This is a genomic window from Microbacterium nanhaiense, assembly GCF_014646015.1.
GTDB classification, from domain to species: domain Bacteria; phylum Actinomycetota; class Actinomycetes; order Actinomycetales; family Microbacteriaceae; genus Microbacterium; species Microbacterium nanhaiense.
Genome location: NZ_BMMQ01000009.1, coordinates 84,294 through 102,988, shown reverse-complemented (window position 1 = coordinate 102,988; position 18,695 = coordinate 84,294). Strand labels below are relative to the sequence as shown.

General features: G+C 71.6%; 17 protein-coding genes. 10 read left to right on the top strand and 7 right to left on the bottom strand.

The annotated features are described in order from the left end of the window. Nucleotides 1-23 precede the first annotated feature (23 nt). The gene (locus tag IEX05_RS13240) at nt 24-980 is read right to left on the bottom strand and encodes a Dyp-type peroxidase (RefSeq protein ID WP_188702620.1); all 957 of its coding nucleotides are present in this window, start codon (nt 978-980) and stop codon (nt 24-26) included. Nucleotides 981-1,111: 131 nt separating this feature from the next. Here IEX05_RS13240 and IEX05_RS13235 point away from each other — a divergent pair, with 131 nt between their 5' ends. Then, nucleotides 1,112-1,582 (top strand): hypothetical protein, encoded by a 471-nt coding sequence (locus IEX05_RS13235; RefSeq protein WP_188702619.1) that lies wholly within the window; start codon nt 1,112-1,114, stop codon nt 1,580-1,582. Nucleotides 1,583-1,629: 47 nt separating this feature from the next. On the opposite strand, the gene IEX05_RS13230 is transcribed toward IEX05_RS13235, so the two are convergent. The 3 genes from IEX05_RS13230 to IEX05_RS13220 form a co-directional block, all read right to left on the bottom strand. After that, nucleotides 1,630-2,271, bottom strand: coding sequence for a hypothetical protein (locus IEX05_RS13230; RefSeq protein ID WP_188702618.1), 642 nt, complete (start codon nt 2,269-2,271; stop codon nt 1,630-1,632). After that, a complete protein-coding gene (locus IEX05_RS13225) occupies nt 2,268-3,548 on the bottom strand; it encodes a right-handed parallel beta-helix repeat-containing protein (protein WP_188702615.1) in 1,281 nt (426 codons plus the stop codon). Before IEX05_RS13225 ends, IEX05_RS13230 begins: the two co-directional genes overlap by 4 nt. Before the next feature lie 90 nt (nt 3,549-3,638). Continuing rightward, nucleotides 3,639-5,561, bottom strand: coding sequence for a DUF6049 family protein (locus tag IEX05_RS13220; RefSeq protein WP_229661315.1), 1,923 nt, complete (start codon nt 5,559-5,561; stop codon nt 3,639-3,641). Nucleotides 5,562-5,718: 157 nt separating this feature from the next. On the opposite strand from IEX05_RS13220, the gene galT reads away from it, so the two are divergent. After that, a complete protein-coding gene (gene galT, locus IEX05_RS13215; protein WP_229661314.1) occupies nt 5,719-6,876 on the top strand; it encodes a galactose-1-phosphate uridylyltransferase in 1,158 nt (385 codons plus the stop codon). Next, nucleotides 6,873-8,060, top strand: a complete 1,188-nt coding sequence (gene galK, locus IEX05_RS13210) for a galactokinase (protein WP_188702609.1) — start codon at nt 6,873-6,875, stop codon at nt 8,058-8,060. Before galT ends, galK begins: the two co-directional genes overlap by 4 nt. 285 nt (nt 8,061-8,345) lie before the next feature. Here the strand turns inward: galK and IEX05_RS13205 are convergent, their stop codons facing one another. Next, the gene (locus IEX05_RS13205; RefSeq protein ID WP_229661313.1) at nt 8,346-9,863 is read right to left on the bottom strand and encodes a DUF7059 domain-containing protein; all 1,518 of its coding nucleotides are present in this window, start codon (nt 9,861-9,863) and stop codon (nt 8,346-8,348) included. Between the two features lie 20 nt (nt 9,864-9,883). Beyond that, complete coding sequence (locus IEX05_RS13200) at nt 9,884-10,414, bottom strand: helix-turn-helix domain-containing protein (protein WP_188702607.1); 531 nt, start codon at nt 10,412-10,414, stop codon at nt 9,884-9,886. 58 nt (nt 10,415-10,472) lie between these two features. On the opposite strand from IEX05_RS13200, the gene IEX05_RS13195 reads away from it, so the two are divergent. From IEX05_RS13195 to IEX05_RS13180, 4 genes are all read left to right on the top strand, one after another. Beyond that, nucleotides 10,473-11,267 carry an SDR family NAD(P)-dependent oxidoreductase gene (locus IEX05_RS13195; protein ID WP_229661312.1) on the top strand — a complete coding sequence of 265 codons (795 nt, stop codon included), beginning with the start codon at nt 10,473-10,475 and terminating at the stop codon, nt 11,265-11,267. Nucleotides 11,268-11,429: 162 nt separating this feature from the next. Next, on the top strand, nt 11,430-12,857 hold the full coding sequence (locus IEX05_RS13190; RefSeq protein WP_188702603.1) for a CCA tRNA nucleotidyltransferase: 1,428 nt from the start codon (nt 11,430-11,432) through the stop codon (nt 12,855-12,857). Between the two features lie 53 nt (nt 12,858-12,910). Continuing rightward, nucleotides 12,911-14,050 (top strand): glycosyltransferase, encoded by a 1,140-nt coding sequence (locus IEX05_RS13185; protein ID WP_188702668.1) that lies wholly within the window; start codon nt 12,911-12,913, stop codon nt 14,048-14,050. Then, on the top strand, nt 14,047-15,264 hold the full coding sequence (locus IEX05_RS13180) for a glycosyltransferase family 4 protein (RefSeq protein WP_229661311.1): 1,218 nt from the start codon (nt 14,047-14,049) through the stop codon (nt 15,262-15,264). Before IEX05_RS13185 ends, IEX05_RS13180 begins: the two co-directional genes overlap by 4 nt. Before the next feature lie 33 nt (nt 15,265-15,297). Here IEX05_RS13180 and IEX05_RS13175 read toward each other — a convergent pair whose 3' ends face one another. After that, nucleotides 15,298-15,813, bottom strand: a complete 516-nt coding sequence (locus tag IEX05_RS13175; RefSeq protein ID WP_188702601.1) for a small multidrug efflux protein — start codon at nt 15,811-15,813, stop codon at nt 15,298-15,300. Nucleotides 15,814-15,982: 169 nt separating this feature from the next. Here IEX05_RS13175 and IEX05_RS13170 point away from each other — a divergent pair, with 169 nt between their 5' ends. The 3 genes from IEX05_RS13170 (at nt 15,983) to IEX05_RS13160 (ending at nt 18,577) form a co-directional block, all read left to right on the top strand. Continuing rightward, a complete protein-coding gene (locus IEX05_RS13170; protein ID WP_188702598.1) occupies nt 15,983-17,161 on the top strand; it encodes a sensor histidine kinase in 1,179 nt (392 codons plus the stop codon). Beyond that, a complete protein-coding gene (locus IEX05_RS13165; RefSeq protein WP_188702596.1) occupies nt 17,158-17,760 on the top strand; it encodes a response regulator transcription factor in 603 nt (200 codons plus the stop codon). The genes IEX05_RS13170 and IEX05_RS13165 overlap by 4 nt, the downstream gene beginning before the upstream one ends. A 127-nt stretch (nt 17,761-17,887) precedes the next feature. Further along, nucleotides 17,888-18,577 (top strand): DUF899 domain-containing protein, encoded by a 690-nt coding sequence (locus tag IEX05_RS13160; protein WP_188702594.1) that lies wholly within the window; start codon nt 17,888-17,890, stop codon nt 18,575-18,577. The last annotated feature ends 118 nt before the right edge of the window (nt 18,578-18,695 follow it).

Sequence of the window (18,695 nt, the reverse complement as noted above, 5' to 3'; positions counted from 1 at the left end):
CGCCGTGAAGGTCTGCGGGTCGTTCATGAAGGTGGCGAAGAGGGGCCCGCGCCGGGGGTCGCGTCGATGCTGTAGCTGCGGCGCAGCATGAGCGGACGGCCGATGTTCGCGGGGTGCGCCCGCCGGGCGTGCGCCGCCGCCGGAATGAGCGTGCGGCTGGCGTCGGTCTTGGCGAACAGGTCGATCTCGTCCATCGTGGATCCGCCCGACAGCGGCGCGCCCGTCTCGCGCGATCGGCCGATCGCCCCCTCCTGGCCCGCGACGCTCGCGTCGAGGAAGCTCTGCGCGATCCGGATCCGCCGGAAGACCGCGTAGGTGTCGCCCTGCGCCGTGAAGACCCCCGCCGCAAGCTCCTCCGCCGAGCGGGGCTTGATGATGCCGTCTATGAAGCCGATGTTCGTGCGCGCGGTGCCCTCGGGGGTGGGCGCGTCGCGGTAGCCGTCGGCCTGCCATGCAATGCGAGAAGAGATCTCGCCGAGGATCCGCGCGCTCGCGCCCCGCGCGCCCGGCGCCGTCTCGGCGCAGACCTGGATCGCGAGCTCTCCGCCCTCGACGATGTCATCCGCGTCGCTCGCGAAGCGCGGCAGGGCCTCCGCCGTGGCCCGCTCCGGCCACAGCTCGCGCGCGATGTGCGGGGCGAAGCCGATCGTCACGCTCACCTCGCCCGCGTCGGCGGGCTGCGCCGGATCCACGGCCGCGATGCGGCGGGCCGCGTCGATCACGGCCGCCGCGGGGCCGTCGACGGCCAGCACCGTGAGGCGCGCGTGGCGCTGGGGGACGGCCGGGAGGGTGATTCCGGGGACGCCTCCGGCGGGCGCGGCGGAGGGCGCCTGGGAGGGCGCGGGGTCCGCGGCGACGGGTTCGGATCCGGTGCCCCGCAGGGCCCACCCGGCAACCCCGCCGACCGCGGCCGCTCCGACCGCGGTGAAGATGTCGCGCCTTCCGATCCGGAGCTTCGGCGCCTCGTCGGGGCTGTTCATCCAGGCCATTCTATCGACACGAATACGTCTTTGACGGTGCGAGATCTACCGTTATATCTTGGCGACGTTCGCGAATTCTCGCGAACATATCGACGCGCAGATTTCTGCGCGAATACGGGGGAGAGACAGACATGAAGCGCATTCTTGGCGTCGGCGCGGTCGCGCTGATCAGCGTGGCCACCCTGACGGGCTGCGGTTCCGCATCCGGCAGCGAGCTCGCCGACGACGTTCTGAAGGCCGTGCAGGAGAACGACGCCGATCTGATTCCGGAGGGCGCCGTGTGCCCCGAGAACAAGATCGAAGACTTCGAGTACGCCGGCTACTACTACTCGTTCGGCGACTACGAGATCGAGGATTTCATCGACGACGCCCACGACCAGTGGAAGGACGACGCGAACGAGGCCGACAAGGTCCAGAAGAACGAGTCCACCACGACCCGCGCCGCCCAGAAGAGCAAGCGGGAGGACGGCGACACGGTCGAGCACTTCACCGTGTCCCTCATCGACGAAGACGGCTTCGCCGTCGCCAACATGCAGGTCAACACGACCGATGCGCTCGGCGACACCTGCATCCTGAGCGCCAGCTTCTACGCCGCCAGCTGACGAGACGCGAGGTGCCCCGGGGACGACAACCCCCGGGGCACCTCGCGTTAGGGCGCCAGCTCGTCGACGGCCTCCGGGCGCGGGGCGGGCTCCGCCTCGCGGTCGATCTCGACGGAGAGCGCGCCCGTCGTCGTATCGAGCCGTTCGATGCGGCTGCCATCGAGCCAGAGCCGGGCGGTCGCGGATCCGTCGCCCGCGTCGGTCGGCAGGCGGAACACGTCGAGCTCGTCCTCCGTGCCGAGAAAGCGTGCGTCGGACTGGCGCAGGAGCGACGCGTTCTCGGGGCGGTCGGTCGTGAGCGAGAACACGATCGGCAGGCTCGCCGCGGCGCCCGACCACTGCTGCGGCTGCCACGCCCCGTCGCCGCCAGTCGCGAACATCGCGGTCGACATGATGATCTCGGTGTCGACGGCGATCTTCTCGGGGCCGCGCGACAGCGTCCCCCAGGCGAGGTGCTCGGCGGGGTCGACGGTGACGCGCGCCGCGAGCCTGTCCAGGTCGTCGTCCGCGCCGACCTCGATCTCCGCGACGAAGGAGTCGAGCGTCGACAGCTGGAAGCGCTCGTTCGCGAGCTGCTCCGCCTGCTCCGGTGTGAGCGCCTCGCCGTCCTCGCTCAGGCCACCCGCGCACCCCGCGACGAGCGCGGCGACGGCGACGAGCGCGAGCGCGGATCCCGCCCGGCGCCTCACGAGGCGGCCTCGAGCAGCTCCGCCGGCGAGATCTCGATCGACGCGGGATCGGGGCGCTCGATCGTCTCCGGCAGAGCGCGGGGCGTCTCGTCGACGCTCTCGAGGCCCGGCCGCTCGGCGGGATGGGGCACGCTCGCGAAGCTCACGCCCTCCGGTGCGGCCGGCTGCACATAGGATCCGGGACCGGGGTCGCACCCCATGCCCTCCGGATCCGTGCGGATGCCCTCGTCGAGGACGCACGTGCCCTCCCCCGGCGCGCTGGGCGACGCCGTGAACGATACGTCGAGGCCGTTGCCGCCCCACGCGTTGTTCTCGACCGCGTTGTCGACCGGGGCGAAGTCCTCGGAGGAGGTGATCGAGATGCCCACGTTGTCGTTGCCCTCGATGCGGTTCGCCGAGACCCGCGCGCCGACCGTGCCGGCCAGACCGATGCCCGTGCCGAAGGCCCCGTTCGCGTGCTCGGGTGTCTCGGCGGTGTTGTTGTTCGAGATGACGTTGCCCGCGATGATCGTGTTCTTCGTCGGGCCGTGCGCCTCGAGGTAGTTCGACAGAACCGTGATGCCGATGCGGTTCTCGACGATGCGGTTGCCGACGATCGTCACATCGCTGGCGTTCGCGAGCTCGAGGCCGACGGCGCTCCACTGCATCACGTTGTTCTCGACGAGCGCGTTGCAGCTGACGCACTGGCCCACGTAGATGCCGGAGTCGGATCCGCCGTTCGCGAGGTTGTTGCGGATGACGCCGTCGGTGCGATTGAAGGCATAGATGCCGTAGAGCCCGTTGTTCTCGGCCGTCACATACTGCACGAGGTAGCCGGGCACCGGATCCGGGGCCGCGTCGGGCAGGTAGCCGTCGGGCCCGCGCGCGATGCCCGCCCCGTTCTCATCGGTGACGCCGGTGACGAGCACGCCGTTCTGGAGGTAGCCGCGCACCGTGAGGTTCTCGACGGTGAAGCGCTCTCCCGTGCCGACGATGCCGCTCGACGCCTCGAGCTGGCCGTCGAGGATCACCCCGTTGCGGTCCGCCCCGCGCACTGTGACGTCGTCGGCCGACACCTGGAGCGTGCCGTGATAGGTGCCCTCCTCGATGAGGATGAGACCGCCGTCGGCGACGAGCGACCCGGCCTCCGCCAGCTCCTCGTCGTTGGTCACGCGCACGAGCTGCTGCGGTTCGGGCGTCGAGGATCCGCAGGCCGCGAGGCTCAGCGCCGCGAGCGCCGAGACGAGCAGCGCGCCACCGGCGCGCGCGGGGAGGAAGGACACGGGGGCATGGGGCACGGGGTCATTGTAGGGACCCTGCGGACAGATGCCCGCACCGGCGGGCGCGATCACCCCCGCCCCGGGGTCGGCTCAGGAGGCGGGGTCGGCTCAGGAGGCCTCGGGCGGGGCCTCGGCCGCGCGGGTGCGCCGCCGCCGGCGCGCCTGGCGCACGCCGCCGATCCCGAGGAAGAGGACAATGATCGCGCCGAGCACGCCGAGGCCCACGCGCTCCCAGCTGGCGCGCACGGTGACGTCGGCGTCGCGCGTCGGGCCGATCTGGGTGCCCGCCGCCGACTCGAGGGAGTAGTGCACCGTGACGTCGCCGGATCCGACGCGGGCCTTCACGTCGACCTTCGCGCGCGTGACGCTGTCGGGCTGGGCCGTGACGACCGTGCGCTGCTCGATCACGAGCCGCGGATCGTCGGAGATCGCGACGATCGTGACCTCCGCGGGGTACGGCAGGTCGTTGCGGATCCACACCGGCATGGGCGCCGAACCGCTGAGCAGCTGCACGGGTTGTTGCTGCTGCACCTCAATGGCGTGCGCGCGGTCGTCGTTCAGGGCCGCGAGCGCGGTGGCGCGCACCCCCCAGGCGTCCGGATCGCCCTGCCAGCCGACCGCGAGCAGCTGCTGGAGCTCGGCCCGCGTCTCCCCCAGGAACGCCGCGGGCTCGGCGAGCGCCGTGGAGATCGTCGTGAGACCCGCCTGGTCGTCGAGGTAGGCGGTGACGGCCCTCACGCGGTCCTCGTCCGCCGGCGCCTCCTCGAGGACGACGGATCCGCTGCCGACCTCGAGGATCTCGTCGAGACCCGCCGTCTCCCGGCCCGAGAGCGAGGTCACCGTCTCGACGGCCGCGGCGAGGTGTTCTGTGTCGCCGCGGTCGAAGGCGATGAGCAGCGGCTCGTCCGCCGCCAGCTCCTCGAGCCACAGCTGCGCGCGCGCGACCTCGGTGCCGAGCGCGAGCGCGTCCGGATCCGTCTCCTCGGCGGCCGTCATCAGGGCATCGGCGAGCCCGTCGTCGTAGGCGAGCACCGCGTCGCCGAGCGCGGGTGCGCCGTCGACGGTGCTCGAGGCGGGCGCGAGCACGCGCGCGTCCGCGCCGGCGGTGAGCGCCGCCACGGTCTCGTCGTCGGCGGATCCGGGGGCCGGCCAGAACAGGGCCGGGCCATCCGAGCCGATGTCGAGCAGCGAGCTGAGCGTGGCGTCCGCCGCCGACTCGTCGAGGAAGTTTCCGAGGTGGGTCGGCACCAGGGGCGCGTCGAGGCCCGCGTCGAGCTGCGGGGTCACATCGGCGTCGCCGAACTGCAGCGCGAAACGGTCGTTGGGGAGCGCCAGGAGCCGCTCGAGCCACGCCGCGGCGGCATCGGGGGCGGCATCGCCGAGCGCCCGGATCGCCGCGGGAATCGCGGGGTCGACGGCGAGGATCGCCGCCGTGCCCTCGACCGCGTCGAGCTGCGCGGTGAGCGCGCCGTCGTCCGCGGTCAGGTCCGACAGCTCCGCCGCCGACAGGATGCCCGCCTCGATCGGCGGCGCCGTGATGGGGACGATCACCGCGACGCCCTGCTGTTCGGCCGCGGGCACGTAGACCACGGCCCGCTGCTCGTCGCCGTCGCGCGTCGCCGCGAGGGGGTACACGCCCCCGGGGAGCCGGGCGAACGACAGCGTCGCGGTGAGCTCCTCGCCGTCCGCGTCGTCGTCGCCGTCCGTCGGCACCTCGATCTCGTCGAGCCGGGTGTTCGCGGATCCGGATCCTCCGAGCCAGGCACGCACCTCCTCGGCGGATCCGAGCGCGTCCCCGCGGGACACGACGATGTCGTCGTCGCCGCCCGAGACCGCGAAGCGCGCCTCGACGGATCCCGCCGAGGCGACCCCGCCGCCGTCGAGCGTCATCTCAAAGCTCGCGGCCGACGCCTCGGTCTCATTCGCCGCGAGGGCGGGCTCCGCGAGCGCGACGAGCGTCGCGGCGGCGGCCAGCGCGAGGGCTGCGCGGCGCGGGTGCCGGCGAGGCGGGAGATGGATCGAGGATGTCATAGGCACAGGGCCGCGAACGCGGCGTAGAAGTCGATTCTACGGATCCACTCTCCCGGCGGCTGAGAGGCGCCCCGCGGGGCGGAATCTCAGGGGCTCGCGGGCCGATAAGATCAGTGTCAAGACACCAACTTCGCTGAGAACGAGGGATGCGCGAATAGTGACTGCGAACGCCATCGACGCTGTGACCGAATTGACGGGCGGTGTCGTCAAGCGAAGCTCGCGCCTCGCCGACGGCCGCGAGCTGATCTACTTCGACGACCCAGACACGAGCCTGCCGCCGGAGCGCCGGATCGACGAGCGCGAGCTCGCACCGCGCCCCGAGACCGCGACCATGCGTCGCGACGTGCTCACGGGCGAGTGGATCACGGTCGCCGCGAACCGCCAGAACCGCGCCATGCTGCCCCCCGCGGAGCTGGATCCGCTCGCGCCGCAGAGCGAGACGAACCCGTCCGAGGTGCCCAGCCAGTACGACGTCGCCGTCTTCGAGAACAAGTCGCCGTCGCTCGGCCCTGCCCTCGCTCTCGCGACGGGCGGCGTGCCGCAGGGCGAGGACGCCCCGCAGGGCCTCGACGACCTCGCCGCCCCCGGCCTCGGGCGCACCCGCACCGCGATCGGCCGCTGCGAGGTCGTGTGCTTCAGCCCCGAGCGCACCGGCAGCTTCGGAACGCAGACCCGCACGCGCGCCCGCACCGTGATCGAGGCGTGGGCCGACCGCACCGCCGCGCTCTCGGCGCTCCCCGGTGTCGAGCAGGTCTTCCCCTTCGAGAACCGCGGCGAGCAGATCGGCGTGACCCTGCACCACCCGCACGGACAGATCTACTCGTACCCCTACATCACGCCCCGCACGACGACGCTGCTGCAGCAGATCGAGAAGCAGGGCAAGGACCTGTTCCAGCAGATCATCGACTTCGAGCAGGCGGGGCCTCGTGTCGTGCTCGAGGCCGAGAACTGGCTCGCCTATGTGCCGTTCGCGGCGCGCTGGCCCGTCGAGGTGCACCTCGTCCCCCGCCGTCACGCGGCCGACTTCACCGAGCTGACCGGCGCCGAGCGCGACGAGCTCGCCGAGGTCTACCTGCGGATCCTCGGCGGCGTCGACCGCCTGTACGACACCCCCACGCCGTACATCGCGGCCTGGCACCAGGCGCCCGTCAACGTCGGCCGCGACGCGGTGCGCATGCACCTGCAGCTGACATCGCCGCGCCGCGCCGCCGACAAGCTCAAATTCCTCGCCGGATCCGAGGCCGCCATGGGCGCCTGGACCGCCGAGATCCCGCCCGAGGTGGGCGCGGAACGACTCCGGGAGGCCATCGCATGAGCACCGCGACCGAACTTTTCCGCCAGCTGACCGGATCCGAGCCGGAGCGCGTGTGGTCCGCGCCGGGCCGCGCGAACCTCATCGGCGAGCACACCGACTACAACGAGGGCTTCGTGCTGCCGTTCGCGATCGAGCACCGCACGCACGCGGCCGTCGGGCGCCGCTCGGACAACATCATCCGCGTCGCGTCGACCTTCGACCCGAACCCCGTCGAGGTCGCACTCGTCGAGCTGCCCGCCCTGTTCGGCGGGGCGCCCGGCGAGGCCGTCTCGAGCGGCGCGGTGCCCGAGTGGGCCGCCTACCCGCTGGGCGTCGCGTGGGCCGCGCTGGCCCGCGTCGACGCCTCACACGCCGACGTCGCCGGCCTCGACATCGCGATCGACTCGGAGGTGCCCGTCGGCGCCGGCCTGTCGTCGTCCGCCGCGATCGAGGGCGCGACCGCGGGTGCCATCGACGACGTGTGGGGGCTCGGCCTGTCGCTCCTCGACATGGCGAAGATCGGCCGCACCGCCGAGAATCACGCCGTCGGGGCGCCGACCGGCATCATGGACCAGGTCTCCTCGCTGATGGGCGAGACCGACGCCGCGACGTTCCTCGACTGCCGCACGCTCGAGACCCAGGCCGTCGAGCTCGGTTTCGCGCGCGAGGGGCTGAAGATCCTCGTCATCGACACGAAGGTCAAGCACGCGCACTCGACCGGAGGCTACGGTGAGCGCCGTGCCTCGTGCGAGAGGGGCGCCCGCGAACTGGGCGTGCGCTCGCTGCGCGACATCACCGTCGGCGACCTCGACCACGCCCGGTCCGTGCTCGACGACGTCACCTTCCGGCGCGTCGCGCACGTCGTGACCGAGAACCAGCGGGTGCTCGACACCGTCGACACGCTGCGCGCCGAGGGGCCGCGCGCGATCGGCGGGCTGCTCGTCGCCTCGCACGTCTCGATGCGCGACGACTTCGAGATCTCCGTCCCCGAGCTCGACACCGCCGTGACGGCGGCGCTCGAGGCGGGCGCCATCGGATCCCGTATGACGGGCGGTGGGTTCGGCGGCGCCGCGATCGCTGTCGTCGAGGCGGACAAGCTCGCCGACACCCGTTCGACGGTGGCCGAGGCCTTCGCGAAGGCGGGTTTCACCGAGCCGCACCAGTTCACGGTCACCCCCTCCCACGGCCTCCTGCGGGACGCGTAACCCCGGTTCCGGCGCTAACTGGGACACGCTTCGGGGCGTGTCCCAGTTGTGGTCGGTATGTGGGGGCTATTCCCGCGTTAAGTGGGACATGCCCCGGGCGTGTGTCCCAGTTGTGGTCGTTATGCGGGTCCCATTCCCGCGTTAAGTGGGACATGCCCCGGTCCGTGTCCCAGTTGTGGTTGTTATGCGGACCCTATTCCGGCATTAAGTGGGACATGCCCCGGTCCGTGTCCCAGTTGTGGTCGTTATGTCGGCCCTATTCCCGCACCAAGTGGGACACGGGTGCTAGAGGCGGAGGAAGCCGTCGTCGATCAGGGCGCGGACGGCGGGCAGCACCGAGGCCGTGAGGACGCCCTCGTCCACCTCGAGCAGCTGCGCCAGCGCGCCGAGGATCTGACCCGCCGACAGCTCGCCGTCGCTCGCGCCGACGAGGCCCGCGAGGGCCGGATCCGCCTGGATCGAGCGGCCGAAGCCGCCGCCCTGGCGCAGCTCGATCACCGTCGGGTTCTCGGCGCCCGGAAGGTAATGCCGGGTCTCCGTGACGTCGGACGCGGCCGACAGGCGGCGTTCGAGAAGCGCGTCGTCGCTCAGCGCCGACTGCGCGTCGTGGGCCGCGAGAACCTCCGCGAGGTGGGATCCGAGGGCACCCTCCGAGGGGATCGGCTGCGACACGCGCTCATACCGCGCAAGCGTCGGGGCCCCGGCCGGCCGGCGCAGCAGCACGTAACCGAAGCCGATCTCGCTCACGCCGCGGGCGGCGAAGTCGTCGAGCCACGCTGTCAGCAGGCGGTCGTGTTCGGGCGAGCCGGGCGCGGTACCGCCGTCGCGGATCCACATCTCCGCGTACTCGATCGGGTTCAGCGTCTCGCGTTCGATCACCCAGGCGTCGAGCGGGACGGCGGAGGACTCCACCCATGCGCGGAAGCGGTCGAGTCCCGCGACACCGTCCTTCGTCTCCCAGTTCGCGAGGAACTGGGCCGTGCCGCCGGGAACGAGATGCTCCCCCACGCCCGCCACGACCTGCTCGACGAGGGCGTCGCCGACGAGCCCGCCGTCGCGGTACTCGTACTCCGGCACGCCCTGAACGCGCGGGGTGATCACGAACGGTGGGTTCGACACGATCCGGTCGAAGGTCTCGCCCGCCACCGGATCGAACAGCGAGCCCTCGCGAACATCGAGGCCTTCGGTGTCGTTGATCAGGGCGTTCATCCGCGTGAACTGCAGGGCGCGCGAGGAGATGTCGGTCGCGACGACGACGTCGGCGTATCGGCGGGCGCGCAGCGCCTGCACCCCGCAGCCCGTGCCGAGGTCGAGCACGCGTCCCGCGGCCGTCGGCAGCTGAAGCCCCGCGAGGGTCAGTGATGCTCCGCCGACGCCGAGAACGTGATCCTCGGCCAGGGCACCGACTCCCGTGGCGATCTCGTCGAGGTCGGCCGCAATGATCCATTCGCCCGGGCCCCGATCGTCGTGGAACGACTGCGGTCTGACGATGGCGGTCGGCACGATGTCGCCCGCGTCGCGGCGTGCGAGCCCCAGCTCGACGAGCCCTGCGGATCCGAGTCGCGGCAGCGCCGCGTCGACGAGCGGCGCGGCTTGCGCGACCCCGAAGATCAGCAGGCGCGCGAGGACCGCCTGGGGGTCGTCCGCGTCGCCGAGCCCCCGCAGTGCGGGCGTGCGCAGGGTGCGCCCGATGGCGTCGTCAGCCTCGATGCCCCAGCGCGCCCGCATCGGTTCGGAGCGGAAGCGGGCGTCGGCGAGGTCGGCGGAAAGGCGTCGGCAGAGCTCGGGATCGGGGTTCAGCACTCCCCCATTCTCGCCGGTGTTCACAGCGCGCGCAGGCCGCGCTCGACGATCGCGATCGCGCGCTCGGCGGCGTCGGGTGTCGGGGCCGCGGCGGTGTGGAACGCCACCATGCTCACCGCCGCCTGCACGTCGTCGACCGTGGTGCCGGGCGGGAGATCGTCGCGCGCGATCATGTCGGTGATGATCGCGGATAGGCGTACCGCGAGGTCCTCGGCGAGGGGCGAGCGGGAGGTCACGAGCGCCTCGAGAAGCGAGGCCGATACCTTCGCCTGGTCGGCGATCGAGACGAGGAAGTCGTGCAGCCCGACGGGGCGCGCCTCGAGAAGGCGCAGGTTCTCTTCGAAGACCGCAACGCCGATCGCGACCTTGTCGGGGAAATGGCGGTACAGGCTTGCCTGCCCGACGCCGGCGCGGCGCGCGATCGCGCTGAACGGCACGGAGAAACCCTGCTCGGCGAAGAGGTCGCGCGCGGCGTCGATGAGCGCTTGGCGGTTCTCCGCGGCGGCGGCCGGGCCGCGATTCTTCCTGGGAGCTTCCCCCGTGCTCGACATAGCAGTAGCATAGTACCGGACATAAATGTCCGGTTATCTTTCTATGAAGGGAAATGTCATGGCTGACGCCCCGCAGGGACCCCAGTTGCAGTCGTGGGAGGAGAAGATCCTCCCCGGCCGATTCGACGGACAGACCATCATCGTCACCGGCGCGGGCAGCGGCATCGGCCGCGCCACGGCGAGCCGCATCGCGCGCGAGGGCGGGCGGGTCATCGCCGTCGACATGAACGAGAAGGGACTCGGCGACTTCGCCGCCGAGCACGCCGAGCAGGATGTCGTCACCGTCACCGCGAACATCACCGATGACGACGCCGTCGCTCGGATCATGGAGGCCGCGGGCGCACAGGTCGACGGCCTCGCGAACGTCGCCGGCATCATGGACCGGATGCAGCCGGTCCACGAGATCGACCAGGATCTGTGGGATCGCGTCTTCGCCGTCAACGTCACGGGATCGTTCAAGCTGATGAAGGCCGTCACCCCCGGCATGCTCGAGCGCGGCGCCGGCAACATCGTGAACGTGGCCAGCGAGGCCGGCCTCCGCGGATCCGCCGCAGGCACCGCGTACACCGCGTCGAAGCATGCCGTCGTCGGCATGACGAAGAGCGCCGCATACCTCTACGCGCTGAAGGGCCTGCGGATCAACGCCGTCGCGCCGGGCGGCGTCGCGACCGGGATCGACGGCACCTTTGCCTCGGAGCTGGGTGCGGAGCGGATCCAGCGGGGCATGGCGGCGATCCCCTCGATCGCTCAGGCATCGCAGCTCGCCGCGAGCATCTCGTTCCTCCTCAGCGACGACGCGACGAACCTCAACGGCGTCATCCTGCCCTCGGACGGCGGCTGGTCGGCGGCTTGACCCCGGCCCGTGTCCCACTTGGTGCGCGTATAGCGCCCCTATTCCCGCATTAGGTGGGACACGCCTCACCCCGTGTCCCACTTGGTGCGCGTATAGCGCCCCTATTCCCGCCTCAACTGGGACACGGGGGCTCGCCCAGGGGGCGGCAGTACCCTGGGAGGCATGCTCAACATGGCCGCCGGTCTTGCCCGCCTCGGTGACCTCGCGCAGCACCCGGTCGTCGCGACGCTCGCGAAGGCCTTCGCCGATGCCGGGCGCGACCTCGCGGTCGTCGGCGGACCCGTGCGCGACGCTCTCCTCGGCCGCGCGACGCACGACCTCGACTTCACCACCGACGCTCAGCCGGACGAGATCCTGAGGATCGTCACGCCCGTCTCGACGACGCAGTGGGACATCGGCCGAGCCTTCGGCACGATCGGCGCCCGCGTCCAGGGCGAGCAGGTCGAGATCACGACCTACCGGGCCGACAGTTACGACGGCGTGACGCGCAAGCCCGTCGTCGCCTTCGGCGACAGCCTCGAGGGCGACCTGACCCGCCGCGACTTCACCGTCAATGCCATGGCGCTGCGGGTTCCGCAGGTCACGCTGGTGGATCCCACGGGCGGCGTCGAGGATCTCCTCGCGGGCGTGCTGCGCACCCCGATCGACCCCGCCGTGAGCTTCGGCGACGACCCCCTGCGCATGCTGCGCGCCGCGCGCTTCGCGGCGCAGCTCGGATTCGACGTCGAAGACGGCACCCGCGAGGCGATCGAGAGGCTGCGCGGCACGATCGAGATCGTCAGCGCCGAGCGCGTGCAGTCCGAGATCGTGCGGATGATGCAGACGGCGGATCCGGTGCGCGGGATCCGCGTGCTCGTGGAGACGGGCCTGTCCGACGAGTTCCTGCCGGAGATCGCCGCCATGAAGCTCGAGGTCGATGAGCATCATCACCACAAGGACGTCTACGAGCATTCCCTGACGGTGCTGCAGCAGGCGATCGACCTCGAGCACGAGCGCCACCCGGGTGCGGAGCCCGACGTGGCCCTGCGCATCGCGGCTCTGCTGCACGACATCGGCAAGCCCCGCACCCGCAAGCTCGAGCCCGGCGGGGCCGTGAGCTTCTACCACCACGACGTTGTCGGATCGCGCATGGCGAAGAAGCGCTTGCAGAAGCTGAAGTTCGACACGGCGACGATCCAGACGGTCGGCACGCTCATTGAGCTCCACCTGCGCTTCTTCGGATACGCGGAGGGAGCGTGGACCGATTCCGCCGTGCGCCGCTACGTGCGCGACGCCGGAGACGAACTCGAGCGCCTGCACATCCTCACCCGCGCCGACGTCACGACCCGCAACCAGCGCAAGGCGCGCCGGCTCGCGGCCGCGTACGACGACATCGAGGCGCGCATCGCCGAGCTACGGGAACAGGAGGAGGTCGACGCGATCCGCCCCGACCTCGACGGCAACCAGATCCAGCGGATCCTCGGCATCGCGCCGGGGCCGCAGGTCGGCACGGCCTACCGCTTCCTCCTGGAGCTGCGCCTCGACGAGGGCCCGCTCGGCGAGGAAGAAGCCGAGAAGCGACTTCTGGCCTGGTGGGGCGCCCAGTCTTAACCTGCACCGTGTAGCGTCGAAGCGTGCCTGATCGACGACCCCTGCGGATCCTCATGGGCTGCGACACCTTCACGCCCGATATCAACGGCGCCGCGCGCTTCGCGGAGCGCCTCTCGGCGGGCCTGGTGCAGCGCGGCCACACCGTTCACGTGAGCGCGCCGAACGACCGCTATGCGCTCGAGAAGCCGCGCATCGAGAAGGTGGAGGGGGAGGACCTCGTCCTGCATCGCCTCCCCTCGGTGCGGTGGCCGAATCACGACTGGCTGCGCTTCGTGTGGCCGTGGCGCTCGAAGCACTACGCGCGCAAGGTACTCGACACGGTGCGCCCCGACGTCGTGCACATCCAGTCGCACATCGTGATCGGCCGGGGCCTCACCCGCGAGGCGCGCAAGCGCGGCATTCCCGTCATCGCGACGAACCACACGATGGCCGAGAACATCCTCGACTTCACGCGCCTGCCCGAGTGGGGCAACCGGATCTTCGTCAAGCTCGCCTGGGACGACGCGAAGCGCACCTTCGACATGGCCTCCGCCGTGACGACGCCCACGCGCAAGGCCGCCGACTTCCTCGAGCAGACGATCGACATCTCGGGCGTCATCCCGATCAGCTGCGGCATCGACATGTCGCAGTACACCGCCGAGATCGGCCCGCGCGAGGAGAAGCGCATCGTGTTCGTCGGGCGCCTCACCTCGGAGAAGCGCGTCGGCGACGTACTTCGGGCGGCCGCCCGGATCCCGGACGCGATCGTCGAGCTCGTCGGCGACGGCGACCAGCGCGCGGCGCTCGAGCGCCACGCGGAAGAGCTCGGGATCCGCGAGCGCGTCGTCTTCCACGGGCGCACGAGCGACGAGGACCTGCGCGCCGCGCTCACGCGCGCGAGTGTGTTCGCGATCGCGTCGATCGCCGAGCTGCAGTCGATCGCGACGATGGAGGCGATGGCCTCGGGCCTGCCGATCGTCGCCGCCGATGCCGTCGCCCTGCCGCACCTCGTTCGCGAGGGCGAGAACGGGTACCTCTTCCCGCCCGAGGACGTCGACGTGCTGACCGATCGCCTGAACCGGGTGCTCGACGCGGATGCGGGCGAGTACGAGCGCATGCAGCGCGCGTCGCTCGAGCTGGTCGCCGCGCACGACATTACGCGCACCCTCGACACCTTCGAGGCGCTGTATCGGGGAGAGCAGATCCCGGCATGAGCCGCCCGCTGCATGTCGTCATGTTCGGCGATCAGCATCCCGCCACCAGCGGCGGGGCGCAGGTGGCGATGCGGCTGCAGATGAAGTATCTCGAGCGGGCCGGGCACGTCGTGACGATCGTCTCGCCGCGCCGGCACGGCTTCAATCAGCAGCATATGCCGGGAAACGTATGTCTCGACGTTCCCTCCGTGCCGATCCCTCCCGACTGGGAATACTCGGCCGCGTGGCCCGCCGCCGCGGAGCGCGCCGTCGATCTCGGAATCGTCGGCCGCGTCGAGCGCGACGGCACGCCCCTGCCCGACCTCGTGCACGTGCAGGCCGATTACTGGGGCGCGTTCCTCGGCTACCGCTTCGCCGAGCGCGCGCGGATCCCGGTCGTGCACACCATGCACAACCGCGTCGACGCGGGCATCGCCGCCACCGCGCCCTTCCCGCGCGCCGTCCTCGCCGCGATCAACCTCTGGCGACGCGTCGAGCTCCGCGGATCCGGTGCGGGCTGGGACGGTTGGGCACACCTGCGCGGCCTCGCCTCGCGCGCCGCCGCCGTGACCGCGCCCTCCGCCCACTTCGCGCGGCGGCTCGAGGCGCACGGCATCGCGCCTCATGTCGACGTCGTGTGGAACGGCATCGACGACGACCTGCTCGCCCGCCTCGAGGGATCCGCGCCCTCCGGGGCGCTGGTCTGGGTCGGCCGGATGAGCCCCGAGAAGCGCCTGATGCCCTTCCTCCAGGCGTATGCCGAAAGCGGCATACGCCTGCCGGTCGAGATCATCGGCAGCGGTTTTCAGAGGGAGGAGGCCGAGCGCTTCACCCGCGACCGCGGGCTGCGCGAGCGTGTGATCTTCCGCGGCCGGATGTCGTACGCCGACACCCTCGCCCGCATCGCCGCCGCCACGGCGCTCGTGCAGACCTCCATCGGCTTCGAGGCGCAGGGCATGACGCCGTTCGAGGCGGCCCAGCTCGGCACCCCCTCGATCGTCAGCGATCCCGACATCGCCGACGAGATGGGCGGGGGAGTGTGGCGGGTCGCCGTCGCCGGCTCCGAGCGCGCCCGTATCGCCGAGCTCGCCGAGACGCTGCGTCGCGTGGAGCGCGATGCGACGAGCGGATCCCTGCCGGTTCCCGCGGAGCGAGTCCGGCGCGAGTTCCTGCAGTCCTCGCGGACCGAGGCGATGCTCGAGGTCTACCGCCGCGTGCTCCGGGCCCGCGGCTGAGCCGCGTCCCGGAGCCGCCGCTCCGACGAGGGATCACTGTGCGACGGAGATGACGCCCGTGATCACGAGGGTGATGAGGGTCGTCCAGAGCACGATTGCGAGCCCCTGCCAGAAGAGGATCCGCGCGCGGGTCACACCCGCCGCTGCCAGCATCGTCGCCGTGAACTGCGTGGGCAGCAGCAGCGGCCCGAGCAGGCTCACCCCCGGAACGCCGTAGCGCACGAGCGCGCGCTGGAACTTCTCCTTGCGCGGCGAGGCGGGCTCGGGCGCGGCGACGGATCCGCCGCCCGCCGCAACCGCGACGCGCCGCCGCTCCACGATCGCGCGGCGCGTGCCCGCGCTCAGGAGGACGAGGACCGCGACGCACACGAAGTTGCCGATCGCGCCCGCCAGTGCGGCGATCACGGGATGAATGCCGCCGATCACCCCGATCGCCGCCGCACCCTCGCCCTCGACGAAGGGCACGGCGCCGGCGAGGGCGACGATGAGCGGCTGCACGAGCTCGGGCACGCGGGCGACGAGGTCCTGGAAGGTGTCGATGAGGTTCATGGTCTGCTCTCTATTCGTTGTCGCGGGTTTCGATGTCGCGGGGTTCTCCGCGCCGGATGACTCCAGTTCACCGGCACGGACGCGTTCGCGGCAGTGTCGGCCTGTCACCGGCTTCGAGGCGGTCGTCACGCTCCTCCCATGACATGTGTCATGCGCCTACGCTGGGTCTGTGAGTAGCAGAGCCCATGCCCGCGGTCGCGGATCCTTCGAACTCGCCCGCGGCATCTGGGCGACGTGGTGGTACACCGTTTCGGCGGTGCTGCTGTTCGAGCTGTTCTTCGTCACGGCGTGGGCCGGGGCGTGGGGAACATCGGAGGGGGAGTTCGACGTCGACCCGCTCGCGCTCGCGGTCGGCGCGCTGTGGTTCGGCGGCACGGCCTGGGTGCTGCTCGCCTATCGCCGCCGCGAGGACCAGGGGCCGCTGCTGCCGCGCCGGGACATCCCGGGCCTCGTCGTGTGCGCCGCGGCCGCGGTCGCGATGCCCGCGCTCACGGGCAGCTGGCTCGCGGGGGCGGCGTTCCTCCTGCAGCCCGTCGTCATCCTCAACTGGCCGCGCGGGGTGCGGCTGCGCGTCGTGATCGCGGTGACGGCGGCGCTCGTCGCCATCGCCGTGATCGACAGGGCGCAGACGCCGGTCGAGCTGCACTCCCCGGTCTGGGCGATCGGCATGATCTTCTCGATCGCGCTGCCGACGGCGAGCGTCACCTCGCTGTGGTGGTGGGACGTGCTCCTCGCCTTCGACCGCGCGCGCGGCGTCGAGTCGCGCCTCGCGGCGACGCAGGAGCGACTGCGCGTCGCGACCGACGTGCACGACCTGCAGGGCCACCACCTGCAGGTCATCGCGCTGCAGCTCGAGCTCGCGGAGAAGCTGATGGGGCGGGATCCGGACGCCGCCCTCGAGCAGATCCGCGCGGCGCGCGTGAGCGTCGCGGAGGCGACGCAGGGCACGCGCGAGCTCGCGACGAGATTCCGAACGGTGTCGCTCGCGGACGAGATCGCGAACGCGCGCGACCTGCTGCAGGCGGCGGGGATCTCGGCGACCGCCGAGGCACCGGACGACGTCAATGCCGCGCCCGCCGACGTGCTCGGGCCCGTGATCCGCGAGACCACGACGAACGTCCTGCGGCATGGCGGCGGCCGCCGCGCGCGCCTCGCGCTCGAGTCGGGGGCAGACGGGTGGCGCTATGAGATCGTCAACGACCGCGCGGGCGGCCAGGACGGCGCCGACGGATCCGGGCTGGAGGGGATCGCGCGGCGCGTCGCGGAGGCGGGCGGCAGCCTCGACGTGCGGCGCGAGCCGCACGAATTCGCCGTCGTGGTCCGGGTTCCGGGGGAGGGGGAGCGATGATCCGCGTTCTGCTGGCCGATGACGAGGCCATGATCCGTTCGGCGCTCGCCGCGCTGCTGCGCCTCGAGGAGGACATCGATGTCGTGGCCGAGTGCGCCGATGGCACCGAGGCGATCGCCAGGGCCCTCGAGCTCGAGCCCGATGTGTGCGTGCTCGACCTCGAGATGCCGGGCGCCGACGGGGTCGACGTCGCGGCGCAGCTGAGCCGCCGCATCGCGGCGCGCTTCGTCGTCGTCACCCGTCACGCCCGCCCCGGCGTGCTCCGCCGCGCGCTGTCGTCGGGTGTCGCGGGCTTCCTCCCGAAATCGCGCGGGGCCGACGAGGTCGCCCAGGTCGTGCGGAAGGTGGCGGCGGGCGGCCGGTACGTGGATCCCGAGATCGCGGCCGACGCTCTGACCGACGTGCGCTGCCCGCTCACGCCGCGCGAGCTCGACGTGCTGCGCGTCGGACGGCGCGGGGAGACGACGGGCCAGATCGCCCGCACCCTGTCGCTCGCGCCCGGCACGGTGCGCAACCACGTCTCGGTCGTGCTCGGAAAGCTCGGCGTGGAGACGCGCCAACAGGCCGTCCTGATCGCGGAGGAGAAGGGCTGGATCTAGCCCGCGGGCCTCCGCCCGCGGCGACCGCCGGCGTGCGTTCGGCCGCGGAGGGCCGCGCGCACCCCGTTGACGGCGCCGGTGTCCGCGCGCAGACTGAGGGCGACCGATTCCGATGACGGAGGTTGCGATGAGCGCCGTACCCCTTCCCCCGATCGTGTCCGCCGAGGAATGGCAGCGCCGGCTCGATGACCTGAGGGTGCGCGAGAAGGCCGCCACCCGCGAGCTCGACGCGATCGCGGCCGAGCGCCGTCGCCTGCCGATGGTCGAGTTGCCCGCGTACACCCTGGTCGGCGAGGAGGGTCCGGTGACCCTGACCGAGGTCTTCGGCGGCCGCTCGCAGCTGATCGTCTACAACCACATGTGGTCGGACGGCAACACGTGGCAGTGTCCGGGCTGCACGGGGTTCACCTCGCAGTTCACGCGCCTCGACGTGCTGGAGCGGTACTACGACGCCCGATTCGTGATCGTCAGCAACGGCCCCATCGACGAGCTCCTGGCGTATCGCGACCGCGTGGGCAACAAGATGGCGTGGTACTCCAGCGCCGGCAGCTCCTTCGGCGCCGATGTCGGCGCCCCTCCCGGGGCGGGGTTCGCGGTGAACGTCTTCCTCCGCGACGGCGACACCGTGTACCGCACCTGGCACACCAACGGTCGCGGCACCGAGCGGCTCAGTCACCTGCAGGGCCTGGTCGACCTCCTGCCGTACGGCAGGCAGGAGGAATGGGAGGACTCTCCCGAGGGCTGGCCGCAGCATCCCACCTACAGTCGGGGCATGGGGTCGAAGGAGATCGGCGAGCTGTACGGCGTGCGAGCCTGACGCGCGGGGCGGTCCGGGCGGATCCGGGACCCGAGTGCGTCGGGCGCCGGACCAGCGGCGAGCGGTTGTGCGCTCGACAGTGCTAAACTTGAGTCAACCCTACTCAAGTTTGGTCACC